Origin of the sequence: Pantoea sp. GM_Pan_4, assembly GCF_026541005.1 — a bacterium.
Classification (GTDB): Bacteria; Pseudomonadota; Gammaproteobacteria; order Enterobacterales; family Enterobacteriaceae; genus Pantoea; species Pantoea dispersa.
In genome coordinates, this window is record NZ_JALNUZ010000014.1 from 37,542 (window position 1) to 50,422 (window position 12,881).

The 12,881-nt window shown below is 58.1% G+C and carries 11 protein-coding genes; 6 read left to right on the plus strand and 5 right to left on the minus strand.

The window, feature by feature from the left end; all coding sequences use genetic code 11:
* Positions 1 to 2: 2 nt before the first annotated feature.
* Together OXR61_RS20585 and OXR61_RS20590 are read right to left on the minus strand one after the other, a co-directional pair.
* The gene (locus OXR61_RS20585; RefSeq protein ID WP_031280109.1) at positions 3 to 1,352 is read right to left on the minus strand and encodes an amidase; all 1,350 of its coding nucleotides are present in this window, start codon (positions 1,350 to 1,352) and stop codon (positions 3 to 5) included.
* A 4-nt stretch (positions 1,353 to 1,356) separates the two neighbouring features.
* The gene (locus OXR61_RS20590; RefSeq protein WP_021509516.1) at positions 1,357 to 2,037 is read right to left on the minus strand and encodes a DUF2848 domain-containing protein; all 681 of its coding nucleotides are present in this window, start codon (positions 2,035 to 2,037) and stop codon (positions 1,357 to 1,359) included.
* A 114-nt stretch (positions 2,038 to 2,151) separates the two neighbouring features.
* Between OXR61_RS20590 and OXR61_RS20595 the strand changes: the two genes are divergently transcribed.
* A complete protein-coding gene (locus OXR61_RS20595; RefSeq protein ID WP_021509517.1) occupies positions 2,152 to 2,826 on the plus strand; it encodes a GntR family transcriptional regulator in 675 nt (224 codons plus the stop codon).
* Positions 2,827 to 2,828: 2 nt separating this feature from the next.
* Here the strand turns inward: OXR61_RS20595 and OXR61_RS20600 are convergent, their stop codons facing one another.
* A complete protein-coding gene (locus OXR61_RS20600) occupies positions 2,829 to 3,848 on the minus strand; it encodes a LacI family DNA-binding transcriptional regulator (protein ID WP_021509518.1) in 1,020 nt (339 codons plus the stop codon).
* Positions 3,849 to 4,111: 263 nt separating this feature from the next.
* On the opposite strand from OXR61_RS20600, the gene ascF reads away from it, so the two are divergent.
* From ascF to OXR61_RS20625, 5 genes are all read left to right on the plus strand, one after another.
* Positions 4,112 to 5,551 (plus strand): PTS cellobiose/arbutin/salicin transporter subunit IIBC, encoded by a 1,440-nt coding sequence (ascF, locus tag OXR61_RS20605; RefSeq protein ID WP_021509519.1) that lies wholly within the window; start codon positions 4,112 to 4,114, stop codon positions 5,549 to 5,551.
* A 25-nt stretch (positions 5,552 to 5,576) separates the two neighbouring features.
* Entirely contained in the window at positions 5,577 to 7,010 is a 1,434-nt protein-coding gene (locus OXR61_RS20610; protein ID WP_021509520.1) for a 6-phospho-beta-glucosidase, read from the plus strand.
* A 326-nt stretch (positions 7,011 to 7,336) separates the two neighbouring features.
* On the plus strand, positions 7,337 to 7,900 hold the full coding sequence (locus OXR61_RS20615) for a YfiR family protein (protein ID WP_021509521.1): 564 nt from the start codon (positions 7,337 to 7,339) through the stop codon (positions 7,898 to 7,900).
* Between the two features lies 1 nt (position 7,901).
* Positions 7,902 to 9,116: a diguanylate cyclase gene (locus tag OXR61_RS20620; RefSeq protein WP_021509522.1), complete on the plus strand. Its 1,215-nt coding sequence runs from the start codon at positions 7,902 to 7,904 to the stop codon at positions 9,114 to 9,116.
* Positions 9,113 to 9,586, plus strand: a complete 474-nt coding sequence (locus OXR61_RS20625; RefSeq protein WP_021509523.1) for an OmpA family protein — start codon at positions 9,113 to 9,115, stop codon at positions 9,584 to 9,586. The genes OXR61_RS20620 and OXR61_RS20625 overlap by 4 nt, the downstream gene beginning before the upstream one ends.
* Before the next feature lie 8 nt (positions 9,587 to 9,594).
* On the opposite strand, the gene OXR61_RS20630 is transcribed toward OXR61_RS20625, so the two are convergent.
* The gene (locus tag OXR61_RS20630) at positions 9,595 to 10,551 is read right to left on the minus strand and encodes a UV damage repair endonuclease (RefSeq protein ID WP_021509524.1); all 957 of its coding nucleotides are present in this window, start codon (positions 10,549 to 10,551) and stop codon (positions 9,595 to 9,597) included.
* A 105-nt stretch (positions 10,552 to 10,656) separates the two neighbouring features.
* Positions 10,657 to 12,687 (minus strand): choline transporter, encoded by a 2,031-nt coding sequence (locus OXR61_RS20635; protein ID WP_021509525.1) that lies wholly within the window; start codon positions 12,685 to 12,687, stop codon positions 10,657 to 10,659.
* Positions 12,688 to 12,881: the final 194 nt, after the last annotated feature.

Here is a 12,881-nt window from a genome sequence, read left to right on the forward strand (position 1 = left end):
TTTCAGAGACTCCGTTGCAGGATGGATTCAAGCGCCAGCGCCCAGCTGAGCAGCGCGGCATCGTGGCCATGGGTGGCGGCCAGCATCAGACCCACCGGCGCACTGCCGGGCTGATGACAAGGCAGGGAGATGGCGCAGCCGTCCAGCATGTTGATCACGCTGGTGTTGCGCAGCATCAGCAGGTTGACCTGGCGATAGCGCTCCGGGTCGTCGAGTTCGGCGATGGTCGGCGCAATCAGCGGCACGGTGGGCAGCAGCAGGCCATCGAACGGTGCCACCGCCTGCTCCACCCGCTGCCGCCAGTCGGCGCGCTGCTGATACAACAGTTGTGCGTCAGCCTCATTCAGCAACGCGCCGCGCTCAATGCGCATCCGCACCTGCGGGTCATAACCCGCCGCGTGCGACTGCAGCAGCGACTGATGCCACTGCCAGGCTTCCCAGGCGGTGATGCCGCCTCGGGCGTTCATGGTTTCCAGTTCCGCCAGTTCAGGCAGCGGCAGCTCGGTGAGCGTGGCACCCTGCGCGCGCAGCTGTGCCAGCGCGTGGTGCCACGCCTGGCTGACCGCGAGATCCAGCCCGTCCAGCACCCGGGTCTGTGGAATCGCAAAGTGCGCCCGCGTGATATCACGCTCTGCCAGCTGCAAAGGCCGATCGGCGATGACGCTGTCGAGCAGCCAGCAGCTGCGCACGTCATGGGCAATTACGCCAATACTGTCGAGTGCCGCCGATAGCGGTAGCGTGCCAGCCTGATTGATACGGCTGGCGCTGGGTTTGAAGCCGGTCAGCCCACACAGCGCCGCCGGTATCCGCACCGAGCCGCCGGTGTCCGTGCCGACCGCCGCGAGGCACATGCCGTCGGCCACCGCCACCGCCGCGCCGGATGAAGAACCGCCGGGAATGCGTTTTTCGCCGCGCTGCCATGGGTTAGCTGGCGTGCCGTAGTGCGGATTGATACCGAGCCCGGAAAAAGCGAACTCGGTCATGTTGGTTTTGCCGACGATAGCGGCACCGGCCTGTTTCAGCTGCTGCACGATATGCGCGTCGCGCGCGGCGGGCGGCGCATCCGCCAGCACGCGCGAGCCGGCGCAGGTGGGTTCGTCCGCCACATCAAACAGGTCTTTGATGCTGATTGGCAGTCCATCAATCGGGCTGCGCGGCTGCTGCTGTTGCCAGCGCGCATTAGCCTGCTGCGACTGCTGAACGGCGCTGTCGGCGTAGGTCCGCGTAAACACGTGTGCGCCTTCGCCTGACGGCTGCTCAGCGGCGCGTAGTGCCTGTTGCGTCGCGGCGCTTGCGGTGAGGTCTCCGGCGCGCAGTTGCTGGCTCGCCTGCCATAAGGTGGTCATACGCATCTCCTCAGGCAATCACCGGCAGCGCGCCGGTGACATAGTGATGTTCCAGCGTGCGATTCAGCAGCGGATCGTGCAGCGCCATACGGAACTCGCTGGCCGGACGGATGCCGCCAATCGCGCTCAACGTGCCGCATGACATCGCAAAGCCTTCACTGACCGGGCGATCGCCAAAGTAGCGCGCCAGCAGATCCATCGGCGTGAGCAGTGATGCCAGCGTGCCCTGCTGATAAGTCACCCAGTCGCCGTTGACTTTGATCCACGCGCGCAGCTCCAGCCGATCCCAGTGCGGCTCAACCTCTGCCATACGCCACGCATGACCGGCGACCGGCTTAACGCAGGCCTGCTTCGACAGTGCCACGCTGAAGGTTTCCAGGTGACGGTCGGTGTGATCGGAAATCAGCGACACCCAGTATTCGCCGCGATGGAAAAACACAAACGGCTCGGCTTCGCCGGAGGTTTGCTCGCCCACCACTTCCAGCGGGCTGTGCTGCGCCAGCTGCTGGGTGGCTACGCGATAAAACAGCGGGACTGCACCAGGTGCGGGCACGCCCAGCGCCTCCAGCTCCCTGATATGGTGCAGCACCGCCGCCTGGTCGCGGCCTACCCACCCGGCAATGACCAGCTGCTTAATGTCGACATCCAGCACCGGGGCGCCTTGTGAGTCGGTTGTAAAGCGTAAATGCATGCGATGATCTCCTGATGAAAAATGCGTGTGAAATTTCACTGCAATTTCAAGATAGCCATTTTCATGCCAGGTTTTTGTGTAAGATGTCTCAGTACCCAAATAAGGATCTGCGTGATGAGTGATTCAGTTGCTGAAAATGTGAAGTCACAGGCCGGACAAAAAAGCGTTTCATTGAATGAACAGGCCTATCTGGCGTTCAGGCATCGCCTGATTACGCTGCGCTATAAGCCAGGTGAATATCTCAATACCGCGCAGGTGATGGAGGATCTGGCAATGGGCCGCACGCCGGTTAATCAGGCGGTACACCGGCTGGCGACCGAAGGGTTACTGCAGATTATCCCGCGTAAAGGGGTGATGGTGGCACCGCTGTCGATTGACGATGCGCTGGAGCTGATTGAGGTGCGGCTGGTGAATGAAGCGCTGTGCCTGCGGCTGGCGACGCAGCGCGTGAATCCGGCGCAGATTGCCCAGCTACGGGCGCTGAATCAGCGCATCGCCGCCGCCAGCGTGGCGCGCGATCGTGAGCAGATGATGCTGCTGGACCGTGAATTTCATCAGGTGCTGGCTGACATCGCCGGCAATGGTCGTCTGTCAGATATTCTCAGTATCATTCACGCCCAGGCGCAGCGCTTCTGGGCAACCACCCTGTCGAGCGCGCAGCACATGCAGGAGGTGATTGCCGAGCATGACGCAATCATTGCGGCGCTGGCGCAGGGTGACGTAACACGGGCAGAAGACGCCGCGCGCGTGCACATCTATTCGTTCAAGCAGGCGCTGCTGAACGCCTGATTTCAGCCAGGGTAAAACGGGCCGGGACCGACGGATTCACGCAGAATCAGCTCGCCGGCAAAGGTTTTGCGGTTACGCATTTCGCCGCCGTCGAGCATCGACACCAGGCGTTCAATGGTCTCCTCGATCATGCCGGTCACCGGCATGCGCACGCTGGCCAGCGCCGGAATGGTATAGGGCGCCAGCGGAATATCGTCGAAACCCAGCACCGCCACCTGCTGCGGCACGCGGATGTTATGCGCCGCCAGCGCTTTCAGCGCGCCCACCGCCATTTCATCGTTACTGGCGACCAGCGCGCTGAACGGTTTACCACGCGCCAGCAGCGTTTCCACTGCCGCTGCCCCGTGCTGCGCCTGCCATTTGCCCTCCACCACCAGTGCGTCATCCGCCACCAGCTGATGCTGCGCCAGTGCCGCGTGATAACCCGCCAGGCGCTCGCGCCCGGTCGGCGAGTCAAGCGATCCGGTGATAAAAGCGATATCGCGATGGCCGAGTGCAATCAGCTGCGCCACCGCCTCGGCGCTGGTGCGCTGCTGATCGGAGTAGATGCAGTAACTGTCGTGCTGACGCAGCCGCCGGTTGATCACCAGAATCGGATGGCGGTGCTGGGCAATGATGCTGTCCATCTCATCGATGGTGAGAAAACGCGGATAGATGATCACACCATCGCAGCGCAGATCGAGCAGAAACTGAATCGCCGCACGCTCCTCTTCGGCGCTGTGTTTGCCATCCACCAGCAGTAGCTGACGGCCCTGCTGCTCAAGAATACGCGCCGAATGCTGCATCATTTCGCTGAAATAGCTGCCGGTATACAGCGTGTTGGTGATCACCAGGCCGATGGTCTGGCTGGATTTAGTCGCCAGATTGCGCGCCAGCAAATTCGGCCGGAAGCCGGTCTCGGCAATCGCCTGGTACACCCGATCGCGCTTCTCCTGGCTGACGTAGCCGTTGCCGGACAACACGCGCGACACCGTCGCTTTTGACACGCCGGCCTTTTTTGCCACCTCAAGTATGGTTGCCATGCTTCACTCTGCTTCGCTGCTCATCGCCTCAGTGTACCTAAGCGATGAATAAGACGGGGAATTTTCTTGTCGCCCTGCGCCTGCGGGTGAAGATCCCGCCGCACGTCAGCCGATCAACATCACAAAATTAAAACGAAGATAGCGATTTTTCTTGTCTGAATGAATGCGCCTGTTCATGATTTTGTGAAACCGGTTTCTCATGAACACATAATAGCCAGACGAAACCGACGTTTCCTCTACCCTACAATCAGAGACAAACATTCATGGCGACCAACTACGCTGACGCCGCACGAGCCATTGTGGCCTCGCTCGGCGGATTAGAGAATATTGAAGCCGTTACCCACTGCATGACACGCCTGCGCTTCGTGGTGAAAGACAGCGCGCGCGTCGATAACGCCACGCTGAAAGCCATTCCCGGCGTGATGGGCGTGGTGCACACCGACAGCCAGTGTCAGGTGATCATCGGCAACAACGTCAATCTCGCCTTTCAGGAAGTGATGAAACTCGGCACGCCGGGCAACAGCGACAGCGCGCCGGTGAAACGGAAAATCACGCTGCGCAGTATCGGCGCGGGCATTCTCGATGCGCTGGTCGGCACCATGTCACCGCTGATCCCGGCGATCATTGGCGGATCGATGGTGAAACTGCTGGCGATGATGCTGGAGATGAGCGGCGTGCTGCCCAAAGGCTCGTCGACGCTGATCATCCTGAATGTGATTGGTGACGGCGCCTTCTTCTTCCTGCCGGTGATGGTGGCGGCTTCGGCAGCGCTGAAATTTAAAACCAATATGTCGCTGGCGATTGCCATTGCTGGCGTGCTGGTGCATCCCAATTTTATCGACCTGATGGCCAAAGCGGCGCAGGGTCAGGTGGTGGAATTCGCCTCGGTGCCGGTCACCGCGGTGAAATACACCTACACGGTGATCCCCGCGCTGGTGATGACGTGGATTCTGTCGCACATCGAATACTGGGTCGATCGCTTTACCCCGGCGGTGACCAAAAACTTCCTTAAACCGATGCTGATTGTGCTGATTGCTGCCCCCATCGCCATTGTCTTTATTGGTCCGCTGGGTATCTGGATCGGTAGCGGTATTTCGGCGCTGGTGTACACCATTCACGGTTATCTCGGCTGGCTGTCGGTGGCGATCATGGGCGGTCTGTGGCCGCTGCTGGTGATGACCGGCATGCATCGCGTGTTTACCCCGACCATTATTCAGACCATCGCTGAGACCGGCAAAGAAGGCATGGTAATGCCGTCGGAAATTGGCGCCAACCTGTCACTGGGCGGCTCATCGCTGGCGGTGGCATTCAAAACCAAAAATCCGGAACTGCGGCAGACGGCGTTCGCGGCGGCAGCTTCCGCCATCGTCGCCGGCATTTCCGAACCGGCGCTGTACGGCGTGGCGGTGCGCCTGAAGCGCCCGCTGATTGCCAGCCTGATCAGCGGCTTTATCTGTGGCGCGGTGGCCGGCATTGGCGGCCTCGCCAGCCACTCGATGGCCTCACCGGGCCTGTTTACCAGCGTCCAGTTTTTCGATCCCACCAACCCGATGAGCATCGTCTGGGTGGCTGGCGTGATGGTGCTGTCAGTGGTGCTGTCGTTCATTCTGACGCTAATTCTTGGCTTTGAAGATATTCCGGTGACGGAGACCGCGCCGCGCCCCGGTAAGCCGGAAGCGGCAAAGCCGGTCAGCGCGAATTAATAATGGACTGTGATTGAGGTGAGTGATGTCTGAAGTGACATTTCCTGCGGGATTTTTATGGGGCGGCGCGTTAGCCGCCAACCAGTCAGAGGGGAGTTATCGCGCCGGCGGTAAAGGCTTAACCACGGTGGACATGATTCCCCACGGCGAGCACCGTATGGCGGTTAAGCTGGGGCTGGAGCCGCGCTTTACGCTGCGCGACGATGAGTTCTATCCGAGCCACGACGCCATCGATTTTTATCACCGCTATAAAGAAGATATTGCCCTGATGGCGGAGATGGGCTTCACGGTGTTTCGCACCTCCATCGCCTGGAGCCGCATTTATCCCAACGGCGATGAGCTGACGCCGAACGCGGCAGGTATCGCCTTCTATCGCAGCGTATTTGAGGAGTGCCGCAAATACGGCATCGAACCGCTGGTCACGCTGTGTCACTTCGATGTACCGATGCATCTGGTCACCGAATATGGCTCGTGGCGCAACCGTAAAATGATCGATTTCTTCGCCCGCTACGCCCGCACCTGCTTCGAAGCGTTTGATGGGCTGGTGAAGTACTGGCTGACCTTTAACGAGATCAACATTCTGCTGCACAGCCCGTTCTCCGGTGCCGGTCTGGTGTTCGCGCCGGATGAGCATCACGAACAGGTGAAATATCAGGCAGCGCATCATGAACTGGTCGCCAGCGCGCTGGTAACCAAAATCGCCCATGAGATCAATCCGCAGAATCAGATTGGCTGCATGCTGGCCGGCGGCAACTTCTATCCGTGGTCCTGCAAGCCGGAAGATGTGTGGGCCGCGTTACAGAAAGATCGCGAGAACTTATTCTTTATCGATGTCCAGGCGCGCGGCGCTTATCCCGCTTATGCCGCCCGGGTATTCCGCGAGAAAGGCGTGGAGATTGTCATGGCGGAAGGCGATAGCGAACTGCTGCGCCATACCGTCGATTTCATCTCCTTCAGCTATTACGCTTCGCGCTGCGCGTCGGCAGAGATGAATGAACAGAACAGCAGCGCCGCCAACGTGGTGAAGTCTCTGACCAATCCGCATCTGGCGCGCAGCGCCTGGGGCTGGGGCATTGATCCCCTTGGCCTGCGCATCACTATGAATATGATGTACGACCGCTATCAGAAACCGCTGTTTCTGGTGGAAAACGGTCTCGGCGCGCACGATGAAATCAATGCCAGCGGGGAAATTGCAGACGATTACCGCATCAGCTACCTGCAACAGCACATTCGCGCCATGGGTGAAGCGATTGCTGACGGCGTGCCGGTGATGGGCTACACCACCTGGGGCTGCATCGATCTGGTCGCGGCGTCGACCGGTGAAATGAGTAAACGCTACGGGTTTGTCTATGTCGATCGCGACGACCACGGCAACGGCACGCTCAACCGCCTGCGCAAAAAATCCTTCTGGTGGTATCAGCGGGTCATTGCCAGCAACGGCCGGGATTTGGATTTTTAATTAAAAAAATGCGGTGAATGGCGCTGAATGATTGTTCAATTCAGGGCCATTACGCCACAAAGGGAATATCCGGCGGCACCGGGCAAATCTTTTTGCGAAAAATCTCGCCGCTGCGCTAATTTTGCTGCGGGAATATCCGGCAGAAGTCAGCCTTAATACGCTTATCCTGCTGATTTTTTATTCATTACTCTTTTAACTCTCTATTTAAATCCGGTCCTGACGAATTTATTCTACCCTGCCTGATCGCGGTATCAGCGCCTGTACGGCGGTACTCTTTTGTACAGCGCGATGGTACTATTTCCCGGTTGCTGTTCAGAGATAGCGCTATGTTACAACTACAATTAAAGGTGAAGGGCGACAGCCAGCTGCTCTATTTATTGCAGGGCTTACGCGCATTTCTTCCCGTATTTTCTCTCATTTATCTCCTCTGTTTTCCTGCTGCTCAGGCGGCAAACAGTGCGGTTCAGCGTGACGATCAGGCTAACCGCATCGTCAGCGGCATCATCAGTTTTAGCCACTGGCCACAGTTAACACAGCCGCCACAGCTGTGCGTATTCGCTTCAGCACAGCACCTTGCGCAGCCTCAGGGCCCGACGCCGTTCAGCGTGGTGTGGATTAACCAGACCAGCGAACTCAGCCGCCAGCGCTGCGATGCCATTTACTTCGGCGATCAGACGCCGCAGCAGCAAACTGAACTGCTGGCGATGCTACAGGGTAAAGCCGTCCTGTCCATCGCGGAAAACAACCCGGACTGTACGGTTGGCGCGGCCTTTTGTCTGATCTTTAACCGCGATCACACCGCATTTTCCGTCAACCTTGACTCGCTGGCGCGCAGCGGTGTCAGAGTGAGCCCGGACGTGTTGTTGCTGTCCCGCAAAGGAAGCAAATAAGATGAAGTTTGATAGCATAAAAAAAGATAAATCATCGATTCGCAATAAGTTGCGTCGTATCAGCACCGTCAATGCCGCCGTGATATTACTGCTGTGCTGGCTGCTGCTGACATCGACGTCTTTACTGTTTATTAAACGCTATGAGAAAAGAAACCTCGAACTCATTGCCGCCACACTCAGCACCAGCCTGACCGCCGCGACGGTATTTGAAGACAGCTATGATGCCCGCAACAAAATAGCCCTGCTCGGCAATGAAGGGATGTTTGCCTCCGCGAAGCTGGTCACGGCGGGCAATACCGTACTGGTGGACTGGCACGATCGCCAGCAAGAGAGCGGCTGGTATGAAACGCTACTGCGTCGCTGGATCTATCAGCAGCCGCTGACGGTGGAAATTAATCACGCCGAAACCCAGGTCGGCCGTTTAATGCTGGCCGGCACCGTCAGCGGTGCGGCCGATTTTATTCGCTATTCGGTGATGATTTTATCCATCGGTATGCTGTGCGTGCTGGTGATTTCCTGCCTGCTGAGTGAATTTCTGCATCGCGGTATTCTGCGCTCGCTGCGCAATATCACCAGCGCCATCCATTACGTGATTCGCTCTGGCGATTTCTCGACGCGCGTACCGCAAAATCCGACCAAAGAGTTTCAGCTGTTTTCTGAAGATCTCAACTCGCTGCTGAGTGAAATGCAGACGCTAAAAGCCTCACTACTGCGCGATAACCGTTCACTGGCGGCCAAAGCGCTGGAGGATCCGTTAACCGGACTGGCCAACCGCTCGGCGTTCGTTGGCCGCCTGTCGCAGTTGCTGGATCAGCAGCTGGCGCATGAGAATTTTGTGCTGCTGTTTCTCGACGGCGATCGCTTCAAGAGCATTAACGACAACTGGGGCCATGCCGCCGGTGATGAAGTATTGAAGGCCATCGCGGCGCGCCTCAGCGCGCTGGCGTATCAGGACGATCTGGTGGCGCGGCTGGGCGGTGACGAGTTTGCCATGCTGATCACCAGCCGCACCTCAGAAGCCGATCTGCAGCAGCTGACGGAAGATATTCGTACCGCAATCGCGCAATCGATTGTGATTTCGGAAGGCACGCAGATCACCACATCGGTGACCATCGGCTACGCCTGGTCGCAGCATGGCGATTCGGTGGCGTCGATTCTGGAACGCGCCGATATGCACATGTATAAAAACAAAGGAATGAGTAAGGTACGCGTATGAAACTGAAATCATGTTTGCTGGTTATGGTGCTGGCCTGTGTCGGCTGTCAGTCAACCGGGCGTTTTAGCGACGCGCAGATTAAAGCGATGCGCGACGCCGGCTTCAGCGAAAACACCGAAGGCTGGGGACTGGGCCTGTCCGATAAGATCCTGTTTGGCATCAATGAATCTGACCTGACGCCCGCCAGCAAAGCCAGCATTGCGCAGATGGCGAAAAACCTGGCCGCTACCGGCATCGAACATCTGCGCGTTGACGGCCACACCGATAACTACGGCAAAGCAGATTACAACCAGCAGCTGTCGCTGAAACGCGCCAACGCGGTGGCCGATCAGTGGGCCACCGGCGCGGCGATTCCACGGCAAAACATCGTGACGCGCGGGCTGGGCATGAGCGCGCCGGTCGCCAGCAATAACACTGCGCAGGGCCGGGCGCAAAATCGCCGCGTCGCCATTGTGATCACGGCACCGTAAGCGGTTAATCAGCGCGTCTGCGCATAGTCATACAGGCGATCGCGCGCGAGGTTCTTCATTTTGACTTCGCACATGATGTCGAAGCGATCAAACGACAGCGCCCAGTCATTCAGCGTCTGGTTGAAATAGTAGTCAGAATGGGCGCGCAGCTTCGGCTTTGAGGCGGCGAGTTGCTCCTGATCGGGAAAGCCGCTCTCCGGAATCAGCCCTTCCTGGGCGATCGAATAGTGCAGCACCGGCCGCACGCCGCGCCACGACTCCAGAATCAGCGCCACGCGTTCATCGCTGGCCTGAATAAACTGATTCTCTTTCACCCAGTGATGGTGAATATCCAGCACCACCGGACACAGCGCACGCGCCTGCAAGACGTCATCCAGCGAGCAGGAAATTTCGTCATTTTCCACCGTCAGCATGTTGCGGGCTTCCGGGCTGAGGCGCATAAACGCCGCGCGAAAACCCTCTATACCGCGTTTGCCGTTCATGTGGATGTTGATTTTGAAATCCTGAAACTGCCTGCCGTAGCCCATCAGTACCGCGCAAAGCGTGTGGTACTCGACATCCTCCAGCGCCCGATCCACCACGTCATCATTATCCGAAGCCAGCACCGTATACTGGCCGGGATGGAACGACAGGCGAATGTTGTGCGCGCGGGCCAATTCGCCGCAGCGGCTAAACAGCGGCTGCAGCTCGGGCAGAATATCGCCATACAGTTCAGTGGCCAGCGGCACGGTGTACAGCGGCAGCAGATCGCTGCCGATGCGCATCATGCGCAACGCATCCGGCTGCTGCGCCAGCTGTTCCAGCGTCAGAGAGAGGTTCTGCAGGTTATTTTGTGCCAGTGTCAGCAGCAGCGTGGCCGCCGCGTTACGCTCCATAGCGAGAAAGCGTGTGCGGGTGGTGGTTTTAAATGGAAATGGCTGTTTAGCCTCAGAATCAAAGTACTTACACGCAAAACCCAATTTCATTATGTTCCCCTTCAGGTCAGCTAGTGAGTCTAGCTGCCGCTGGCAATTATGCGAGGAACGCCGCGTGATTAAACGGGCAGCCGCCTTGCACGGCTGCCCGCACTGTTACACGCTCGGGTAAGTGATATTGCTGCCCGGCGCTTCACGATGCAGATGGATAAAGTTCAGGTGTCGCTCGTACTGATCGAGAATGTCGATGATTACCTGCTCCTTGTTGTAGTCCATCAGATCGTTGCCCTGGCTGCCCTCCAGCAGGAAGGTTTCCAGCCGGTAATAGTGCGACTTACCGCTGCGGGCGCGATAGGTAAAGCCCGGCACCGAATACTGCTGCGGCCATACCTGATAGACGAAATCCTGCTCCTCGCCGAGGTGCACGCGCAGATCAAGGTAGCCCAGCGGCTGGCCCTCTTCCGGCGCGACGCTCTCCAGCGATACGCGACCGCCGCGCAGCTCCAGCTCTTTGGCGACATCCTGCATCGCCGGATAGATCACCGTTTCCATCATCTGCTGGGTATAGCGCGTGCCCGGATAGTTCATCAGGCGCGACAGCCGCTTTTTCCAGCTCAGACGATCATTGCTCGCCGGAATATAGGGCGCGGTATCACGGCTGGCGCTGGCGCGGCGATGATCTTCCACTTTGAGTGATTTATACAGCCCGGCCATCACAAAGAAAATCACGAAGCTGAACGGCAGGCCCATGATCACCGTGGTGTTTTGCAGCGCAGAGATGCCGTTGGTCATCAGCATGCCCATGGTCAGCACGCCAATCGCCACCGACCAGAAAATGCGCAGCCAGTTTGGCGCATCGCTGTTGATATCCTTCAGCTTCGAGGTGAAGTTCCCCAGCACCAGCGAGCCGGAATCCGCCGAGGTAACATAAAACAGCATGCCAGTAATGGTGGCGACCGAGGCGCTGAACTTAAACGCCGGATACTGCGCCAGCAGGCTGTAGAACCCGCGCTCGGCATGCGCCATCACTTCCTGGGCAAAACCGGCATCGCCGTGGATGATCTCGTACAGCGCCGCGTTACCGAACACCGACAGCCACAGCAGCGTGAAGGTGAACGGGATAATCAGCGTGCCGAGCACAAACTCACGGATGGTGCGGCCACGGGAAATACGGGCGAGGAACAGGCCGACAAACGGCGACCACGCCACCCACCACGCCCAGAAAAACAGCGTCCAGCTGTTCATCCACTGCGTCGGACGATCAAAAGCAAAGGTGTTGAGCGTCATGCCCATAAAGCGGTTGATGTAATCACCGACGTTCAGCACCAGCGCGTTGAGCAGGAAATCCGTCTTGCCCATAAACAGCACAAACAGAATCAGACCGAGCGCCAGCGCGACATTCAGCTCCGACAGGATGCGGATGCCTTTATCCACGCCCGAGGTCACCGAAATGGTGGCAATCACCACCGACAGTACAATCAGCGCCATCTGCGCCGTCAGCCCTTCCGGCACATCAAATAACACTTTCAGCCCGTAGTTGAGCTGTACCACGCCGATACCCAGCGTGGTGGCGATACCAAAAATGGTACCGATCACCGCCGCGATATCCACCGTGTGGCCAATCGGGCCGTTAATGCGCTTGCCGAAGATCGGATAGAGCGCCGAGCGAATAGTGAGCGGCAGATTATAGCGGTAGCTGAAGTAGCCGAGCGCGATGCCCATCAGCGCATACATCGACCAGCCGGTCAGACCGTAGTGAAACAGCGTCCACACCATCGCCTGACGCGCCGCTTCCAGGGTCTGCCCGGCCCCCTCCGGCGGCTGCATATACTGGGTGACCGGTTCCGCCACCGAGAAGAACATCAAATCGATGCCGATGCCGGCGGCAAACAGCATCGCCGACCAGCTCAGCAGACTGAATTCCGGTTTGGACTGCTCCGGGCCCAGCTTGATGGCGCCGTAGCGTGAACAGGCCATATAGATGACGAAGACGATATACAGCGTGGCGGCCAGCATGTAGTACCAGCCAAAAGTGGACGATACCCAGTTGACGGCGCTCTGGATCCAGCCGGCAGCGAGATCGCTGTACAAAATGGTGACAAGTGAAAATGTCAGAATCAGTCCGGCAGAGGTGTAAAACACCACGGGATTGATTCTGTCTTTTTCACTGGCAGGTGGATTAATCATCGGTTACCTCTGGTTAATTTCCTGTAATTATTCAATGAAGTAGCAGGGCCGTAGCGATCGGCCTTATCGGTATCGTTCTCCTGTTTTCCCTCCTGATTGTTCGGCACGGTTCAGTATTCACCTTCCCGTTGCGCTTTCATAACAACCGAAGCACAGTATCCTAACAAGTTTCTTTTTTATATTGAACGTGCAAT